Below are 18,357 nucleotides of genomic sequence, written 5' to 3'. Positions count from 1 at the left end.
TGCGCCCCTCAAGCCTTCTGGACGCCGCGCGGCAGCTCGGCGATGAAGCGCCTGATCTCGTCGGCGGTCACGTAGGAGTTCGAGCCGATCTTGCAGATATGGAGTCGGCCCTGGCGGATCAGCTTGTAGCCGAGCGACTTGCTGACACGAAGATGCTGGGAAAAGGCTTCGAGCACCGGGATCAAACGCGGAGCTGTGGTGGTCTCAGTCATGTGGCCTCCGGTTCAAGGGAGGACCACGCACGGTTCGACCGCGGCGTATTCCTCCCAGAAAATCTGGGTTTGGAAATCCATCCATCGGTCGAGCCTCAATGGCTCAAATACCAAGAAGAACTTTGGGAGACGGACAATGATCCGTCAATACCTATCTGGACCCGAGCGTGGGTATTACGTCATTTGCCCCAATCTGATACCGGAGCGACCTCGTATGGCGTTGTAATATTCCAATATCTATTTTCTCTCTGGTGCGGATTGCTTGCCTTCGATGAAGGTGGACCACGCGGTCATCAGCTCTCTGCGTTTTTCCAGCGCGTCACCGCGCCGGTAGGCGGCCTCGGTTGCGTCCCCGACCGCATGGGCAAGGGCCGCTTCCGCGACCTCGCGGGGAAACGGGGTGGCGTCGCCGGCCCAGTCCCGGAACGTGGACCGGAAGCCGTGGACGGTGGCGTCCACTTTCAGGCGCCGCAGCAGCGCTGTTAGCGCCATGTCCGAGAGAGGGGAGCCTCGCCGCTGGCCGGGGAAGATCAGCCCATCTGGCTTGTGATCGAGCTGCGCCAGGGTCGCGAGGATCTCAAGCGCGCGAGCGCAGAGCGGAACCCGGTGTTCCCGGCCTGCTTTCATCCGTTCCGCGGGTACGGTCCATATCTCTTCCTTCAGATCGATCTCGTCCCACCGAGCGCCCCGAACCTCACCCGACCGGGCTGCGGTTAGGATCAGGAACTCCAGCGCGAAGCTCGACATGCCCCGCACGAGCTGCAACCGCTTCACGAACGCCGGCAGATCTCCATATGGCATGGCCTCGTGGTGGCCGCGCTGGAGCTTCTGGCGCGGCGGGAGGAGGTGATCGAGATGTCCCTTCCACCGGGCCGGGTTCTCACCTGAGCGCAGCCCCTGGGCCTTGGCGGCATCCAGCACGGCCTCGATCCGGCCCCGAACCCGCGAGGCCGTCTCATTCTTGGCGACCCAAATGGGTCGCAGGATCGCCAGCACGTCATCGGTCGTGATCTCCGCTGGAGCCGTGTCACGTATGGTACGGCAATAGCCGGTGTCCAGCAGCCCGCCATCCTCGCCGCGCTGCACCGACAGCACCATGCGCCACTGCGCGATATGCTTGGCGTTCCGCCATGCGGCCTCGTGGTCCTTGATGAACTGCTCGGCCAGGGCTCCGAAACTAGGACCCGCGCCCTCGGTCCTAGTCCGTTTCTCCGCGATCGGGTCCACGCCGCCCCGTATGAGTTTCCGGGCCGCCTCGGCCTTCTCGCGCGCCTCCGCGAGACTGACCTCGCTGGCAGGCCCCAGGCCCAGCTCGCGTTGCTTCCCGTTCCATTGGAACATCAGGGTCCAGCGCCGCCGGCTCCCGTCAGGGGAGATGAACAGATACAACCCTCCGCCGTCCGCGTGGCGGCCCGGTGCCTTAAGGGTTTGCACCGCTCTGGCGCTCAGTCGATTTAGGACCCGTGCCATCCTGTCCTCCGGTCCCAAGCTGGGTCCTAGACAGATAGGGTGGATTGAGAGGTACGTCCACGCACGCCAAACGCCCGTGAGGGACTTAGGTCCGTTGAAAATGTTGGGCTTTGTGAACCGCTAGGAGCCAGAAGAAACGCAGGGGGATGAGCGATTGGCGGAGAGAGAGGGATTCGAACCCTCGATACGGTTTCCCGTATACACGCGTTCCAGGCGTGCGCCTTCAACCGCTCGGCCACCTCTCCAGCCACGTGCGTGTTGGCGCACGTAGAATGTCTTGAGCAGAGACCTGCGACTTGGCCGCATCCACTCTGCTCCGCCAGGGGCATGAAGCCCACGGCGCCGCCCGGTCGATCCCCCTGAAAACAAAGGAAACATGCAGCGTTGGTTGAGGCGCTGCGCCCTGGCGAGGCGGCGGAATATACAGGCTCGCTCGCATCGCGCAAGGGGCTTCGGCGGAAAGCACGGCGCGCCGTGCACAGGCTTGCGTATTTTTCCACGGCCAAGCGCCGCCATGTACCTTGCCGGCCCGGGCTGCGCCCGCGTCAGGGGGAAGCTGGATCGACAGGGGGCAGACCGGCTGCGGTGCCGCGCGGCCACGTCCGCAGCCGCCTTCCCGAGGGCCAGCCGCACCAATGCCGGTGTCCATCCGTCACCTGGCGGCGCGAAATGCAGCACGCGCAGTTCGGCAATGCTCCTTGCCTGGAAAGAGTTCGTCACCGGGCTGCGCGGGACGCGGCGGGGAGCGCTGCTGAGGCGGAAAAGCTCGGTATCGCGGGCTGCGGTCTGGCCTCTGGCGCGCCGCAGCCGCACTCCTCGATCATCTTCGAGCGAAGTTGATGCCTGTTCGCGTTAAAAATGCCTGATCTCAATAAATCAGAGTGCTTTCCCCGCCGTGTCGGCTCTGGACCGCTGCCGGGGCGCGAGGGCGTCGCATGGAAGCGGAAGGCACGAGAAAGCCCGTGCCTTCCGCGCCTTCGGGCTCAGTCGCGCAGCAGGTCGTTGATGGAGGTCTTGGAGCGGGTCTGGGCGTCCACGCGCTTCACGATCACGGCGCAGTAGAGCGAGGGGCCCGGCGCGCCGTTCGGCAGCGGCTTGCCCGGCATGGAGCCCGGCACCACCACGGAATAGGCGGGCACCTCGCCCACGAAGATCTCGCCCGTCTCGCGATCCACGATCTTGGTGGAGGCGGAGATGAACACGCCCATGGAGAGCACCGAGCCGGTGCGCACCACCACGCCTTCCACCACCTCGGAGCGGGCGCCGATGAAGCAGTCGTCCTCGATGATGACGGGGCCGGCCTGCAGCGGCTCCAGCACGCCGCCGATGCCCACGCCGCCGGAGAGATGCACGTTCCTGCCGATCTGCGCGCAGGAGCCCACCGTGGCCCAGGTGTCCACCATGGTGCCCTCGCCCACATGGGCGCCGAGGTTCACGAAGGAGGGCATCAGCACCACGTTCGGCGCGATGAAGGCCGAGCGGCGGACGATGGCGCCCGGCACCGCGCGGAAGCCGGCGGCGCGGAAGTCCTTCTCGCTCCAGGACAGGAACTTGGAGGGCACCTTGTCCCACCAATGGGCGCCGCCGGGGCCGCCGCCGATCTCCACCATGTCGTTGAGGCGGAAGGAGAGCAGCACCGCCTTCTTCAGCCACTGGTTCACCTGCCAGGAGCCGTCGGTCTTGCGTTCGGCGACGCGGGCCTTGCCCGAATCGAGCAGGTCGAGGGCGGCGTCCACCGCCTGGCGCACCTCGCCCATGGTGGAAAAGGAGATCTCGGCGCGCTTCTCGAAGGCGGCGTCGATGACGGATTCAAGCTGGGTCAGTTCGGACATGGGATTTCCTCCGGAAGGGCGGGGCGAGCCGGGCCCGGCCGGCTCGGTTTGAAGGCGCATGGGGGAGAGGCGGGCTCAGCCGCGCTCCTTCACCGCCACGAATTTCAGCTTCGGCCATTCCTCGATGGCGCGGTCGAGCACCCACTGGCTGCGGGCGAGGTAGACTGGCGCGTCGTCGCGGTCGCGGGCGGTGGAGGAGCGGTTCGCCTCCATGAAGCGCTCCACCTCGGTCCGCTCGCCGATGATCCAGCGGGCGGTGACGAAGGACACCGCCTCATAGCGGATCGGCACGCCGTATTCCTTCTCCAGCCGCGCCGCCAGCACGTCGAGCTGGAGCGGGCCCACGACGCCGACGATGGGCGCGGGATCGGTGACCGGCTTCAGCACCTGCACCACGCCTTCCTCGGCCATGTCCTGCAGCGCCTTGAGCAGCTGCTTGGCCTTCATGGGATCGGCCAGCAGCACCCGGCGCAGGATTTCGGGCGCGAAGTCCGGCAGGCCCTCGAAGCGGATGGTCTCGCCCTCGGAGAGGGTGTCGCCCACGCGGAGCATGCCGTGGTTGGGAATGCCGATGATGTCGCCCGCCACCGCCTCGTCCACCGTCTCGCGCTCCTGGGCGAAGAAGAAGATGGGGTTGGCGATGGCCATCTGCCGCTTCTCGCGGGCATTGTAGAGCTTCATGCCGCGCTTGAAGCGGCCGGAGCACAGGCGCACGAAGGCCACCCGGTCGCGGTGGTTCGGGTCCATATTGGCCTGCACCTTGAACACGAAGCCGGAGACCATGTCCTCCTGCGGCGCCACCGTGCGCTCGCCGGCGGCGGCGCGGGGCAGGGGGCTCGGCCCCACGGCGCCGAGGCCCTCCAGCAGCTCGGCCACCCCCGCCTCCTTCAGCGCGCTGCCGAAGAACACGGGGGAGAGGTGCCCCTCGCGGAAGGATTCGAGATCGAACGGCGGCAGCACGCCCAGCGCCAGGGTCAGGCTCTCGATGGATTCGGTGAGGATGCGCTCCTCCACGCCCTCGAGGCCGATGAGATCCTCCGGCGCGTCGAAGGGCACCTCGCGCACCAGGGGGCCGCCGCGCTCGGTGGCGAGCAGCGCCTTCTTGCCCTGGATGTCGATGAGGCCGCGGAAATCCACGCCGAGGCCGATGGGCCAGGTGAGGGGGGTGAGGTCCAGCGCCAGGGTGGAGGAAACCTCGTCCATCAGCGCGATGGGATCGAGCCCCTCGCGGTCCACCTTGTTCACGAAGGTGAAGATGGGGATGTCGCGCAGGCGGCAGACCTCGAACAGCTTGCGGGTCTGGCTCTCGATGCCCTTGGCGACGTCGATGACCATGACCGCCGCGTCCACCGCGGAGAGGGTGCGGTAGGTGTCTTCCGAGAAGTCCGAGTGGCCGGGCGTGTCGAGCAGGTTGAAGACGATGCCGTCCTTCTCGAACGTCATCACCGACGAGGTCACGGAGATGCCGCGTTGCTGCTCGATCTCCATCCAGTCGGATCGCGTGCGGCGGCGCTCGCCGCGGGCCTTCACGTGGCCGGCGAGGCGGATGGCGCCCGAGGCGAGCAGCAGCTTCTCCGTCAGCGTGGTCTTGCCCGCGTCCGGATGGGAGATGATGGCGAAGGTGCGCCTGCGGGCATAATCGGGCAGGGCGCCTGGCTTCGCGCCCGCGTGCGCCGCGCCGTGGTCTGGGGTCTCGAGCATTGCGGCTATATAGTGCGAAACCGCGCGCCGATAAACGGCCAACGCAAGGGGCACGGGCATGGCACGGGGAATTGCACAGGGGGCCGCGCGGATGGCGGCCGCGGGGGTGGCGGCGTGGCTTGCGCTCGGTGCCGGGCCGGCGGCGGCGCTCATGCCGCCCTATGTCTATGAGAACGCCCGGCGCGATGCCGCCTCCGTCGTCGTACTGCGGGTGAGGACGGTGACCACCCCCGCCGGCGGCTACGGCGCCTGCCGCGTGAGCGGCGTGGTGCGGAAGGTGGAGCGCGGCCCCCTGCGGCCCGGCATGGTCCTCAGGCTCGATGTGCCGTGCATGAAGCCCGGCGCCCAGCCGCCGCTCGGCGGAACCATCTACCAGCCGCTGGCCGCCCTGGTGCGCGCGCCCTACGGCCGCGCATGGCTCGATGCCGGAGGGCAGGTGGTGCTCTCGCAATACGAGCAGCTCAAGCAACTGCCCTGAGGCGCGCGCCACGCGCGCCGGGGGCAGCGCTGGCGGCGACCCCACCGGGAGTCGAAAGCGCCAGGGCGGGCGGCGCGCCTATGCGGGCCCGCCGCGCCCGGCTCCGCGCGAACCGCAAGCAGACGTGGTTTTTCCCTGCGGTTCGCACCAGCGCCAAGCCTTTGATTTCCCATGATGCCGGCTCCGCAGCGCCCCGCGCCGCCGCCCCTCCTCCCCCTTCGCCACCCCGGTTCGCGCTGAGCGCACGATTCCCCTTTCCCCACGAATGCCTTATGGCAAAGCCGTCGCCCCCCGTGCGGGGGCGTGGATCGAAACACCCTCCACCTCCTGTCCCCCGAGGGCGTGAAGGGTCGCCCCCCGTGCGGGGGCGTGGATCGAAACCGGAAGAGTTTCCCCAACGGCGGAAGCTACGAAGACGTCGCCCCCCGTGCGGGGGCGTGGATCGAAACATCGGCATAGGCTTGAGCGGACATCACGGTCTCCAGTCGCCCCCCGTGCGGGGGCGTGGATCGAAACTCCGCCTTGAGAAAGTGCCGCCGGGGCCGAGGGCGGTCGCCCCCCGTGCGGGGGCGTGGATCGAAACAGCCGCACGTCGAGATCCGCCGCCGCGTCCACCTCGTCGCCCCCCGTGCGGGGGCGTGGATCGAAACCTTCCCGGCCACGGAGGCGGCCGGGGACGGAATGAGTCGCCCCCCGTGCGGGGGCGTGGATCGAAACCGCGATCACTCCGGTGTTGTACGGGGCGGTGGCGCGTCGCCCCCCGTGCGGGGGCGTGGATCGAAACGCTTTCGCGAGCGCAACCAGATGGCGCGGCGCGTGGTCGCCCCCCGTGCGGGGGCGTGGATCGAAACGGGAGCGGTGCAATCAATCTTGATGCTGTTGAGCCGTCGCCCCCCGTGCGGGGGCGTGGATCGAAACATCGATATGCTGCTCTCCATCTTCACGGTCGCGGCGTCGCCCCCCGTGCGGGGGCGTGGATCGAAACTCGCGCACGCTCGCGCATTGCCATTTTGGATTTCGAGTCGCCCCCCGTGCGGGGGCGTGGATCGAAACATGTTGCCCGTGAACGGCCCATATTCGCTGCCCGGCGTCGCCCCCCGTGCGGGGGCGTGGATCGAAACGCTTTCGCGAGCGCAACCAGATGGCGCGGCGCGTGGGCGTCGCCCCCCGTGCGGGGGCGTGGATCGAAACTGCGGGAGCTTGAGCATCTTGCCCGCGAACCGGGCGTCGCCCCCCGTGCGGGGGCGTGGATCGAAACAGTTATTCCGCCGATATGTCGCCCACTGTCCAAAACGTCGCCCCCCGTGCGGGGGCGTGGATCGAAACGCAGCGCTCGCCCCGCGAACCCAATATGACTACCGGTCGCTCCCCGTGCGGGGGCGTGGATCGAAACATCGTGCCCCAGGACGCCGTGTGGGCACAGGGCGAGAACGTCGCCCCCCGTGCGGGGACGTGGATGGAAGCATGGCGTCGTTGATGCGGGCGAGGGGCCGGTGGGAGCGGCCACTCGCGCGGGGGTGGGTCGCGCCTGCTTTCGGGGCCGGCCTTGCCGTTTCCGTCGGGAAGTGCCTGCCTGCGGGACTGTGAGCGGAGCTTCGTCCATCAGGGGAGGCTGCGTGTGGATTGGGGACAGGCGTGCAAACGCCGCCGCCGCCGACGGGCGTCCCGCGTCCCGGCTATCCGATCCGCTCAAGCGCGTGCGTCCCGGCGCCTCGGGTCTTCTCGGCAAGGCGTTTCGCGCGTCGTCAAAGCCGCGTGGGTGTCGACGTTCAGGCGCCGGCCGGGGCGGGCGGTGGGGGAGGCCTCAGTCGCCGGTGCCGGGCTCGGGGGAGAACATGGGCTCCTTGCCGGGCTTGCCGTCCCATTCCTTCGCGTCGGGCAAAGCGTCGCGCTTGATGGTAATGTTCGGCCACGCCTGGGCGTATTCGGCGTTCAGGGCCGCCCACTTCTCCAGGCCCGGCTCCGAATCCGGCTTGATGGCCTCGGCCGGGCATTCCGGCTCGCACACACCGCAGTCGATGCACTCGTCCGGGTGAATGACGAGCATGTTCGCGCCCTCGTAGAAGCAGTCCACGGGGCACACGGCGACACAATCCGTATACTTGCAGCGGATGCAGTTCTCGGTGACGACGTAAGCCATGGCAGGTCCCTTTCGCGGCCTCGCGTAGCGTACCCGGTGAGGGCGCGCAAGCGCGTGCGTGCCGCGTCGCTGTATTGCGCTTTAATTCTCTGTGATTTCATCGAAAAGCGCGGAAGCTGATGTAGCATCTCCGCGCCGTTCCGAAAAGCTCAGGACCCGCAGAACCCTGACACGGGCGTCGAGCGCGATGGTCAGCACCTGCCCGGCCCGCACCGCCTGGGCGGGGGCGGTCACCCGCGTGCCATCGAGCCGCACATGACCGGAGCGGATCAGCTCGGCGGCATCCGCGCGGGTGCGCACCACCCGCGCGTGCCAGATCCAGCGGTCGAGCCGCTGGCGTCCCGGCGCGTCGTCCGCCGCGTCCGCGTCCATGTCCCCGCCGGGCGCGCGGGCGGCATCGCCGCGCGCCCCTTCGGGAACCTGCCGTGACCGCGTCTTCCTCACGCGCGCCGATGCTCCCTCTGGCCTGCGGCGTCAGCCGCCCTTCTTGTCCGCCTCCAGGCGCGCCTTGAGGGCGGCCAGGGCGGCGAACGGGCTGTCCGGGTCCACCGGCTTGTCGCGGCGGCGGTCCTGGTGGGCGGGACGATGCTCCGTGCGTGGCGCGCGATTCTCGTCGCGCGGGCCACGCTGCGGGCGATCGGACCGGGGCGGACGCGGCGCGCGCTCGGCATCGCCGCTTGCGGCCTCCGCGGACGGCGATTCGGCGGGGCGGTCGAACCGGCGCTGGCCGGGGCCGCTTTCGCGGCGCTCGCCGCGGCGGTGGCCGTCCTTGCGCTCGCCGTCCTTGCCGCCGAAACGCTGGCCGTCGCGCTGGCCTTCACGCTGGTGGCGCTCGCGGCGCGGCGCGCCCGGCGGGCGGCCGGGACGCCACACCTCGATCATCTCGGGTTCGGCGGGCGCGCCCTCCACGGCCTCGGCACCGCCGGGGGCGGCGGGCGCCTCCACCTCGGCCGCGGTTTCGGCGGCGGTGGGATCGCCGCTGGCCTCCAGGGCCTCGACGGCGACCTCCGCCTCCACCGCCTCGTCGGTCGGCGCGGCGTCCAGGGCGACGGTGTCCACCACGACCGCCTGCGCGGCCACGGCTTCGGCCGCCTCCGGCGCGCCGTCGTCGAGGGCCGCGACCTCGGCCGCCACGATCTCTTCGTCAGCCGCCGGGGCGGCCGGAGCGTCGAACAGCAGGTCCGCCTCGATGGCGCCTTCGGGCGCGGGCGGCAGCTCCACGGGAGCGGCGTCCGCCGGGGCGGCCTCTTCCGGCGGCGGGGCCGCGCGGCGCTCCATGCGGTAGCCGAGCGACTTCAGGATGGAGGAGAAATCCTCTCCCGAGCAGCCGGCGAGCGAGGTCATGCCCACGGTGACGGTGAAGCCGCGCCCGTCCACGGCGCCGGCGGGCTTGGGCCCGGGCGAGGCGGGGCGCCAGTCCAGCGCCGGGCGGATGAGGTCGGCGAGGCGCTCCAGGATGTCCACGCGCACGGCGCGCTCGCCGCACACGCGGAAGCCCACGGCGCGGTAGAGCCCCTTCTGGATCTCGTGATCCACGGGGATGGAGGTGCGCCCCGAGGCCGCAAGGTGCGGCAATTCGTCGAGGCCCTTCTGGGCGAGGCCGCCGTGCTTGAGCGCGTAGAGCTCCAGCGCCAGGGCGCGGGGCGCGGGCTTCAGCAGGGCCGGCAGGTAGATGTGGTGGGCGCCGAATCGCACGCCGTAGCCGCGCAGGGTGGCGCGGGCGGTCTGGTCGAGGCTCTTCATGTCCTCGGCCACGCGGGCGCGCTCCAGCACGCCGAGTGATTCGACGATCTGGAAGGCGATGCCACGGGCGATGCCGGTGATGTCCTCGGCCGCCTGGAGCTTCAGGAGCGCGCCGAGCAGCTTGTCCACATGGGCCGAAACCCAGAGCGCGAGGCGGGCGTCCACCTGGTCGCGGGCGGGGCCGGTCAGGTGCTCGTCGGCGATGATCTTGAAGCGGGGCTTCAGCACCTCGTCGCCGGGAATGAGCTTGGCCACCGCTTCGCCGGTCCAGCGGATGGTGCCGTCGTTGGTGAGAACGAAGGCCTCGTCCACCGCCTGGGCGAGCCGCGCCGCGCGCGCCTCGATTTCGCCGGCCAGCGCCTGCTGTGCGGCGGTGCGCAGCGCCTTGGCCTCTTCCCCGCCGGCGGTGGGCTCCGCCTGGAACTGGAAGCCGTGGAGGTGGCCGATCACGTGTCCTTCGACGGTGACGTCGCCGGTCTTGCTGATTTCAGTTTCGAGCATCTTTTTCTCTCGCAGGCGCCGCATGAGCACGCTGGTCCGCCGATCCACGAAACGCTGAGCCAGCCTTTCGTGCAGCGCGTCGGAAAGCTTGTCTTCGACCCCTCTCGTGACGCCTTGCCAGTGCTCCGGATCCTTGAGCCAGTCGGGCCGGTTGGCAACGAAGGTGAGAGTCCTCACCTGCGCGATCCGGCTCGACAACGTGTCGATGTCGCCTTCTGCGCGATCGGTCAAGGCGATTTGACGCCGAAACCAGTCATCGGGGATGAAACCACCCCCTTCCACATGCCCGAAGAGGGTGGCGACCAGCTCGGCATGGGCCCCCGGAGACACCTTGCGATAGTCGGGAACCTGACACACTTCCCACAGCCGTTCCACCTGCTGCGGAGAGGTCACGCGCGCCGCCACCTCCATGTCCCGGCTCATGATTTCGAGCACGGCGACGTCGTCGGCGGTGGGCGCGCGGGTCAGCCCCTCCTCGCGCGGGGGCTGCGACAAAGAGGCCAGGAGCGAGCGGATGGAGGAGAAGTCGGGCAGGGAGTTGCGCCATTGCAACACCTTCGCGGTGTCGAATGCGTGCTCCTCCAACTGCTCGACCAGTTCCTCCTCGAACGGGGGGCAGCGGCCGGTGGTGCCGAACGAGCCATCGCGCAGGGCGCGGCCGGCGCGCCCCGCGATCTGGGCCATCTCCGAGGGGTTGAGGCGGCGGAACTGCCAGCCGTCGAACTTGCGGTCCGAGGCGAAGGCCACGTGGTCCACGTCGAGATTGAGGCCCATGCCGATGGCGTCCGTGGCCACCAGATAGTCCACGTCGCCGGACTGGTAGAGCTCGACCTGGGCATTGCGGGTGCGCGGCGAGAGCGCCCCCATCACCACCGCCGCCCCGCCGCGATGGCGGCGGATGAACTCGGCGATGGCGTAGACCTCCTCCGCCGAGAAGGCGACGATGGCCGAGCGGCGCGGCAGGCGCGAGATCTTCCGCTCGCCCGCGAAGGTGAGGGTGGACAGGCGCGGCCGCATCATCACGTTCACGCCCGGCAGCAGCTTCTCGATGAGCGGGCGCATGGTGGCGGAGCCGAGCAGCAGCGTCTCGTGGCGGCCGCGCCGGTTCAGCAGGCGATCGGTGAAGACGTGGCCGCGGTCGAGGTCGGTGGCGACCTGGATCTCGTCGATGGCCACGAAGGCGACGTCGAGGTCGCGCGGCATGGCCTCCACGGTGGAGACCCAGTAGCGCGGCGGCGAGCGGCGCGATCCCTTGGGCTTGATCTTTTCCTCGCCGGTGATGAGGGCCACGTTGCTGGCGCCCACCTTCTCGACGACGCGCTGGTATACCTCGCGCGCCAGCAGGCGCAGCGGCAGGCCGATGATGCCGCTCTCGTGGCCGAGCATGCGCTCGATAGCGAGATGGGTCTTGCCGGTGTTGGTGGGGCCGAGAACCGCGCTCACCCCCCGCGCCCTCACCATGCGCGGCAGTACGGCCCATTGGGTGATGTCGTCCATCGGTGTCGTCGGCTCTCGTGTGGGGGCTTGTGTACCATATCGGGTCGCCGGGGCGAGGACGAAAGGTGTGGATGGCCTTTCGGGGAACGAAACGGCGACAAAGGGTGCGCGAATCGCGGCACGGCGCCGCGTCGCGTTTCGTTCGCCCGGCCTTGTGGCCGGCCGGCGGGCTGCGTAAAGCTCACCTGAGGCTGCCGGCGGGAGCGTTCCACCGCCCGATGGCGAGAAGGAGGCCGAACATGCCGCTCACCCACGCCACGGTCGATCCGGAGGAGGTCGCCCGCTTCGAGGCGCTCGGCGCCGAGTGGTGGAACGAGAAGGGCAAGATGGCCCCGCTCCACGCCATGAATCCGGCGCGGCTCTCCTTCCTGCGCTCCGCTCTGGTGCGCCATTTCTCGCGCGACGAGAAGGCGCTGCGCCCGCTCCACGGCCTGCGCGTGCTCGATATCGGCTGCGGCGGCGGGCTGCTCAGCGAGCCCCTGGCCCGCATGGGGGCGCAGGTGACGGGCATCGATCCCGCCCCCGGCAACATCGAGGTGGCCCGCGCCCATGGGCGCGCGGCGGGGCTCGATATCGAGTACCTGCCCTCCACCGCCGAGGAGCTGGCCGCGCGCGGTTCTCGCTTCAATGCGGTGGTGGCGCTGGAGGTGGTGGAGCACGTGGCCGACGTGGGCCTGTTCGTGCGCACCGCCGGTCAACTGGTGGAGGAGGGGGGCGTGCTCGTGCTCTCCACCCTGAACCGCACGGCCAAGAGCTTCGCGCTCGCCATCGTGGGGGCGGAATATGTGCTGCGCTGGCTGCCGCCGGGCACCCACCGCTGGGACAAGTTCATCACTCCCGACGAACTGGAGGCGACGCTGGCCGCCGCCGGCTATGCGCCCAGCGAGAAGGCGGGGCTCGTCTACAATCCGCTCACGCGCGAGTTCAAGCTCTCCAGCGATCTCGACGTGAACTATTTCATGGTGGCGCAGCGGGTCTGATCCCGTCGGCCCCGGTCTTCGGCAAGCAGGTGCGATCCCGGTCGAGCGCCGCGCGGGCGCGGCCGAGGGTCCAGGCGCGACATGCTCACGGGCCTTCGTCGCAACGGCCGTTCGCGCCATCGGCGCACGGGCGCGGAAAAAGGGCGGGCCAGCCGCTCCCGCCTTCAGGAGGGGGCTTTCCGCTCCTCCTGTTCCTGTCGCGCGGCGCGGTGGTAGTCGGCGTCCCGGTCATGGTCGTGGGCGTCGTGGTAGGCGCCCTCGCTCATGCCCCGCTTCCAGTAGCCCACCGCCACCAGGGCGCGGACGCCGAGGCCCCGCTCGTCCCGCAGGTGGGCGCGCAGGGCGCGCGCGGCGGACGATTCGGCGGCCACCCAGGCGGCGAACCCGCGCGCGGGGAGGCTTGCGGCGCGCACCGCCTCCTCCAGCAGGCGGGTGGTGCCGGCGGCCGCGCTTCCGCGATGGAGATAGACGAGGCGCACGCCCGGCGGGGCCGCGAGGTCCAATTCGTCGCCCGCGTCCGCCACTTCCAGGACGGCGTGGCCACGCGTCGTGCGCGGCAGGCGCTCCAGGATGGCGGCGATGGAGGGAAGGCCGCTGAGGTCGCCCGCCAGCAGCACCGTTTCCGCGTCCGGCAGCGCCCGCCCGCCCGGACCGCCGACGCCGATCACGTCGCCCGGCCGCGCCCGGCGCACGAAGCGCGCCGCCGGCCCCTCATGGCCATGCCGCACGAAATCCACCCAGAGCTCCCCGCGTGCGGGATCGAAGCGGCGGACGGAGTAGGTGCGCGGCACCGGCCGCAGCTCCGGCGGTGGCCACAGCGGCGCCCCGTCCGGCCCCGCGATCGGCCATTGCGGCTGCGAAACGCCCTCGGGCGGGATCAGCAGCTTGATGTTCGGCCCCCTGCCGAAGCCTTCGATCTCCGGCCCGCCGAGCACGATCCGCCGCATGCGCGCGCTCACCTCCTCCACGCGCAGCACCTCCAGCACCCTTATGCCGTGGTAGCGCCGGGCAAGCGCGGCGGTCATGGCGTTCCCGCCCTGTCGCCGGCGCCATCCGCGCGCTCCGGTGCCGCCTGCGGCCCCAGGAAGAACTCAAGCCCCGCCAGCAGCGCATGGGGCGCGGCGGAGGCGTGGGTCTGGCCGGGGAAAACCTCGAAGCGCACCGCCACCGGCGTGCCCGGCAGGGCGGCGAGGCGCTCGGAGAGCTCTCGCGCGGAGTCCACCATTCGCCGCTCGGCGAGGCGCCGGGCGACAGCCTCGGCCTGGGGCTGGCCGGCGAGGCCGGGGTGAAGCTGCTGCTCCTGGCCGCCCACGGTGACGAGCAGGCGCCGGCGGCCCTGCGGCGGGTGGGCGGCGAAGGCGTCCTCCTCCTTCAGGATCGCCCCGTCGGCCCACCAGAGGGAGGGGCTGGCGGCGACGTAGGTGGAGAAGGCCGCCGGCCGGGTGAACAGCGCATGCAGCGTGAACAGCCCGCCGAAGGAATGGCCCATCAGCCCCTGGCGCGCGGGATCGGTGGGGAAATCGGCGGCGATGGCGGGTCTCAGCTCGTCCACCAGGAAGGCGAGAAAGGCATCCGCGAAGCCCGTGTCCTCCGGCTTCAGGTAGGTGCCGGAGCCGCCGGCCGTGGCCGGCGCGGGGGTGAGGTCCCGCGCCCGGCGGGGCATGTTGTGGGGCGCGTCCCCGGGATAGCCCACCGCCACCAGCACCGCCGGCTGGATGAGCCCGCCCTGGCTGCGGGCCTGGGTGCGCGCATAATCGGAGAGGGTGCCGGCGACCGCATTGCCGTCGAGCACGTAGAGCACGGGATAGCCCGAGGGCGGCGGCGGCTCCCGGGGCAGGGCGATGAAGATGCGGTAGGCGAGGCCCGCCTTCGAGACCACCGTGCGCTCCTCGGCGCCCGGCAGGGTGAGGGGGGCGGCGGCCGGGGCGCGTGCCCCGCCGAGCCCCGCCGCGAGGGCGAGGAGGAGGGCGCCGGCACGCCGCAGGGGAAGGAAGCGCTTCATCATCAGTAGGTCGCGCTCACCTTCAGCCAGTAGCCGCGCGGCTCGCCGTAGAAGTTGAACAAAGCGACCGAGCCGACGCGCTGGTAGTAGACCTCGTCGAGCAGGTTCGTGACGGTGAAGGTGGCCTTCCAGTTGTCGTTGAATTTGTATCCGGCCTGCACGTCCACCACCGTGTATCCGTCCTCGGTGAGCTTCACGTTGTTGGAGATGGTGTAGAAGCTGGAGAGGATCTTGACGCCGCCCGCCACATGGAAGCCGCGCAGCGCGCCCTCCTGAAACTCGTACTTGGTCCATAGGTTGTAGTTGTTGCGCGGCGTGTAGGTGCTGAAGCCCGCCTGGAGCTGCGCCGGCGTGGCGGTGAGGTATTCGGTCTCAGTGTAGGTGTAGCCGGCGTAGATGTCCCATCCGGGGGCGAGGCGCCCGCTCACCTCCGCTTCCCAGCCGGAAACCTGCACCTCGCCCGAGGCCACGTACACGTTGGCCACATTGGTGGCGAGGGCGCGATTGTCGTCGCGGATGAGGAACATGGCCAGCGAGGCGTTGAGCGCCCCGTCCAGGAAGGAACCCTTCACGCCCCCCTCGTACTGGTAGCCCTGGCGGGGCTGGAGCACGTCGCCGGCGGCGTTCAGCTCGGTCTGGGGCACGAAGGTGGTGGCGTAGCTGCCGTAGAGGGAGATTTCCTTCGTCATGTCGATGACGAGGCCCGCGTAGGGCAGGAACTCGCCGGCCACGTCCACGTCGGAGCTGGTGGTGGTGAGCCTGGTGCCGGTGAGGGTGTTGACGGTGGAGGTCGCGTCATACCAGGCGAAGCGGCCGCCCAGCAGCACGTGGAGCTGGTCGATGGGATTGATGCGCGCCTGGCCGTAGAGGCCCCACTGGTCGGGGTCGGTGGTGCTCTCGCGGTTGTAATTGGTGACCGGCTCGGCCACCGTCCAGGGGGTCGGCCGGTAGACGTTGTAGGTGCCGGGCAGGGTGGTGGCGGTGGGCGACCACTGGGTCTGGTCCATGAGCTGGAAGTCCGCGCCCGCGGTGAGCTGGTGCTCCTGGCCGAACAGGGTGAAGGGCGTGGCCACGTGGACGTCGCCGGAAAGGGCGCTCTGGGTCACCTGGGCGGCGGTGTACTGCATGCCCACGTCGCCGAAGGTCGCGGCCCTGGTGCTCATGGCGGTGCGGGCGTAGGCGTATTTGTAGTCGATGTCGCGATCGGTGTAGCGCAGCGACGCCTTGGCCTCGCCGCCGTTGTCGAGGTCGTGCTTCAGCTCCACGAGATAGTCGGTGCTCTCGTTGTCGAAGCGGTTCCACCCGGCGCCGACGAAGGTGGAGCGGGCGACATCGAGCAATTCGCCGGTGCCGTTGCCGAGGTTGATGGCCGGCAGCCCGTTGAAGGGCGTGATGTCGCGCTCCTGGTGCCAGGCATAGAGAGAGAGGCTGGTGTTCTCGGTGATGTCGAAGGCGAGGGTGCCGTAGCCCACCCACACCTGGTTCTCGTTGAGGTCCACGAACGAGTCGCGGTTCTGGAAGGCGCCGCCGATGCGGGCGCGCACGGTGCCGGCCTCGTTCAGCTTGCCGCCGGCGTCCACCTCGGCGCGCAGGAAGTCCCAGGAGCCGTAGCTCAGCTCGGAATTGAGGAAGGGCTTGGCGAGGGCGGGCTTCAGTGTGCCGTTGATGATGCCGGCGGGTCCCGCGTTGTTGCCGGCCGAGCCGCCGTAGAACAGGCCGGCGGGGCCCTTCAGCACGTCGAGGCGGTCGAAGATGAAGAGGTCGGGCTGGGTGCCGAGGATGGAGGAGAGCGGCGCCGGCAGGTTGTTCACCAGGAGGGTGTCGATCTCGAACCCGCGCGAGAAGATGGAGGAGCGGCCCTGGTCGTTGGCGAGGATGACCATGCCGGTGGTGCGGCGCATGGCGTCCTCGAGCTGGGTGAAGTTCTGGTCGTCCATGCGCTGGCTGGTGACAGTGGAGATGGACTGGGGGATCTCCCGCACGCTGGTGGGGGTGCCGACGCCGATGGTGGTGATGTTGGCGCTGTAGGTGTCGAGCCCCTCGGTGAACACCTCCTGCTGGAGCTTCTTCTCCGCCTGCACCTGCACGGTTTCGAGGGCGATGTCGCCCTGGGCGGGCTGCGCGGCGGCCTGCTGGGCGCGGGCCGCGGGCATCGTGGCGAGAAGGGCCGCGGCGGCGCCGGACAGGAGGGTGCCTGAAAGCAGAAGGCGCATGCGGCTGCGCTCTGCGGGCGCGCGCTTCGGTCCGGTCATGAAGATCCCCGCTGGTGGCGAATATCGCCCAAGTTGCGCCGGGCGTGGCGCTGACTTGCATGGCTGGCCCCGGCTGGTGGTCCTGTTGTAGCTGACGCCTTCAGCCCATCTCCAGAAGGAATGGCTTTGCGTGATCGTATAATTCGTTTGCGAAAGACCCGGTTGTTTGAAATTTGAGCGTTTCGAGAGGCCGGTTTCGCGCTCAAGGCGGGCATTCAAACAGCAATCTGGAACAATACTAAATTCAATTCATCGCCCGATGCTTGACAGCCCCCCTCCCGCGCCGCGTTCATGCGGGGCATGACCCGTTCCGATGCGCCCAAGCCTCCGCCGGAAGAGACGGAGACGCCGCAGCGGCCGCCCGCGCGCGGCGCGCTGGTGCGCTCCCGCGACATCGCCGCCCTTTCGCATGTGGCGGGGCGCGACTTCCATCTCGTCACCCCGAGGCTCGGGGCCGACGGCGCGCTGCTGCGCGGGCGCTACCTGCTCAGCCCGCTGCGCAGCGGCATGGTGCTGCACGCCACCGACGCCGCCGACCTGCACGACACCACCACCCGCGTGGTGCACGGGGCGGGGCTCACCATCTCCCTGTTCCTGGAGGGGGAGGCGGACATCTCCCTGGGCGGCCGCCCGCTGCACGTCGGCGCCGCCGATGGGGCGCAGGGGGCGCTGATGGCGCGGGCCGAGCCCGACCTCTTCGAGCGCCATGGCCGGCGCGGCACGCGGGTGCGCAAGGTCAACATCTTCCTGCCCGAAGGCTGGCTGGAGCGCGAGCACCACGACGATGCGCGGCACCAGGCGGTGCTCGCCTTCTGCCGCGACCACGGCGCCAACGCGCGCTGGCGTCCCTCCGCCCACATGGCGGCGCTGGCGGGGCAGATCCTCGCGCCGCCCGGCTACGGGCCGCTGCTGGCGGGCCTCTACGCCGAAAGCCGGGCCTTGGAGCTGGTGGTGGGCGCGCTCGGCCTGCTCGACACCGGCGCCGAGGGCGAGGCGATCGCGGCCCTGCGCCCGCGCGAGCGCGAGCGGATGTGGAGCGTGCACGATTTCATCGAGGCGCACCTGCGGCGCGAGCTGAGCCTGGAGGAGATCGCCCGTGAGGCGGGCATGAGCGTCAATTCGCTCCAGCGCGCCTTCCGCGGCGCCTTCGGCACCACGGTGTTCGACTATGTGCGCCGCCGCAAGCTGGAGCTGGCGCGGGATGGGCTCGCGGCCGAGGGCCTCACGGTGGCGCAGGCGGCGTTCGTGGCGGGCTACGGCTCGGCCGCCAACTTCTCCACCGCCTTCAAGCGCGCCTTCGGCGTCTCGCCGAAGGCGTGGCGGGAGAGGGGCCGGGGTGGCTGAGGCCGGGAGGTTCCCGCCACGGCACCGGCGCAAGCCCGGAGGGAGCGGTGGTCTTGCGCGGGGGCGCGATACACGGACGCTTGCGACACCGGCCGAAGGACGGGGCCGGGCGGGTTTCGTTCATGCGCGGCGCGGGCGGGGGCACGGCCCAGGAACCGAGCCCTCCGGGCCTTTGGCGTGGGAGCGTGTGCGACGCGCCGATGTC

At 70.0% G+C, this 18,357-nt stretch carries 13 protein-coding genes, 1 tRNA gene and 1 CRISPR repeat array; of the genes, 3 read left to right on the top strand and 11 right to left on the bottom strand.

Features of this window, described 5'->3' with window-relative positions; all coding sequences use genetic code 11:
- Positions 1–8 precede the first annotated feature (8 nt).
- The 5 genes from V5F75_RS19725 to V5F75_RS19705 form a co-directional block, all read right to left on the bottom strand.
- Complete coding sequence (locus V5F75_RS19725) at positions 9–212, bottom strand: helix-turn-helix domain-containing protein (RefSeq protein ID WP_394035217.1); 204 nt, start codon at positions 210–212, stop codon at positions 9–11.
- Between the two features lie 237 nt (positions 213–449).
- Entirely contained in the window at positions 450–1,682 is a 1,233-nt protein-coding gene (locus tag V5F75_RS19720) for a tyrosine-type recombinase/integrase (RefSeq protein ID WP_394035216.1), read from the bottom strand.
- Between the two features lie 155 nt (positions 1,683–1,837).
- Positions 1,838–1,927: transfer RNA gene (locus V5F75_RS19715), tRNA-Ser, on the bottom strand.
- Between the two features lie 738 nt (positions 1,928–2,665).
- Entirely contained in the window at positions 2,666–3,514 is an 849-nt protein-coding gene (gene dapD, locus V5F75_RS19710) for a 2,3,4,5-tetrahydropyridine-2,6-dicarboxylate N-succinyltransferase (RefSeq protein ID WP_394035215.1), read from the bottom strand.
- Between the two features lie 75 nt (positions 3,515–3,589).
- Positions 3,590–5,215, bottom strand: a complete 1,626-nt coding sequence (locus V5F75_RS19705; protein ID WP_394035214.1) for a peptide chain release factor 3 — start codon at positions 5,213–5,215, stop codon at positions 3,590–3,592.
- Positions 5,216–5,306: 91 nt separating this feature from the next.
- On the opposite strand from V5F75_RS19705, the gene V5F75_RS19700 reads away from it, so the two are divergent.
- Positions 5,307–5,693 carry a hypothetical protein gene (locus V5F75_RS19700; protein WP_509212117.1) on the top strand — a complete coding sequence of 129 codons (387 nt, stop codon included), beginning with the start codon at positions 5,307–5,309 and terminating at the stop codon, positions 5,691–5,693.
- Between the two features lie 283 nt (positions 5,694–5,976).
- Positions 5,977–7,157: direct repeats of the CRISPR family, unit length 32 nt; unit sequence GTCGCCCCCCGTGCGGGGGCGTGGATCGAAAC.
- A gap of 340 nt (positions 7,158–7,497) precedes the next feature.
- Here the strand turns inward: V5F75_RS19700 and fdxA are convergent.
- The 3 genes from fdxA to V5F75_RS19685 form a co-directional block, all read right to left on the bottom strand.
- Entirely contained in the window at positions 7,498–7,833 is a 336-nt protein-coding gene (gene fdxA / locus V5F75_RS19695) for a ferredoxin FdxA (protein WP_394035212.1), read from the bottom strand.
- A gap of 81 nt (positions 7,834–7,914) precedes the next feature.
- A complete protein-coding gene (locus V5F75_RS19690; protein WP_394035232.1) occupies positions 7,915–8,205 on the bottom strand; it encodes an RNA-binding S4 domain-containing protein in 291 nt (96 codons plus the stop codon).
- Positions 8,206–8,307: 102 nt separating this feature from the next.
- Positions 8,308–11,574, bottom strand: coding sequence for a helicase-related protein (locus tag V5F75_RS19685; protein ID WP_394035211.1), 3,267 nt, complete (start codon positions 11,572–11,574; stop codon positions 8,308–8,310).
- A gap of 239 nt (positions 11,575–11,813) precedes the next feature.
- Here V5F75_RS19685 and ubiG point away from each other — a divergent pair, with 239 nt between their 5' ends.
- Entirely contained in the window at positions 11,814–12,554 is a 741-nt protein-coding gene (gene ubiG, locus V5F75_RS19680) for a bifunctional 2-polyprenyl-6-hydroxyphenol methylase/3-demethylubiquinol 3-O-methyltransferase UbiG (RefSeq protein ID WP_394035210.1), read from the top strand.
- Between the two features lie 164 nt (positions 12,555–12,718).
- Here ubiG and V5F75_RS19675 read toward each other — a convergent pair whose 3' ends face one another.
- From V5F75_RS19675 to V5F75_RS19665, 3 genes are read right to left on the bottom strand one after another with little or no spacing between them, the layout of a single operon-like run.
- The gene (locus V5F75_RS19675; RefSeq protein ID WP_394035209.1) at positions 12,719–13,579 is read right to left on the bottom strand and encodes a siderophore-interacting protein; all 861 of its coding nucleotides are present in this window, start codon (positions 13,577–13,579) and stop codon (positions 12,719–12,721) included.
- Entirely contained in the window at positions 13,576–14,559 is a 984-nt protein-coding gene (locus V5F75_RS19670) for an alpha/beta hydrolase (RefSeq protein ID WP_394035208.1), read from the bottom strand. The genes V5F75_RS19675 and V5F75_RS19670 overlap by 4 nt, the downstream gene beginning before the upstream one ends.
- Positions 14,559–16,808: a TonB-dependent siderophore receptor gene (locus V5F75_RS19665; RefSeq protein ID WP_394035207.1), complete on the bottom strand. Its 2,250-nt coding sequence runs from the start codon at positions 16,806–16,808 to the stop codon at positions 14,559–14,561. Before V5F75_RS19665 ends, V5F75_RS19670 begins: the two co-directional genes overlap by 1 nt.
- Before the next feature lie 300 nt (positions 16,809–17,108).
- Here V5F75_RS19665 and V5F75_RS19660 point away from each other — a divergent pair, with 300 nt between their 5' ends.
- Complete coding sequence (locus V5F75_RS19660; protein ID WP_394035206.1) at positions 17,109–18,152, top strand: helix-turn-helix transcriptional regulator; 1,044 nt, start codon at positions 17,109–17,111, stop codon at positions 18,150–18,152.
- The last annotated feature ends 205 nt before the right edge of the window (positions 18,153–18,357 follow it).

The sequence above is a fragment of the Xanthobacter albus genome, from assembly GCF_043194895.2.
In the GTDB taxonomy this organism is placed as follows: Bacteria; Pseudomonadota; Alphaproteobacteria; order Rhizobiales; family Xanthobacteraceae; genus Xanthobacter.
This window is presented reverse-complemented; position numbering and strand designations above follow the sequence as displayed.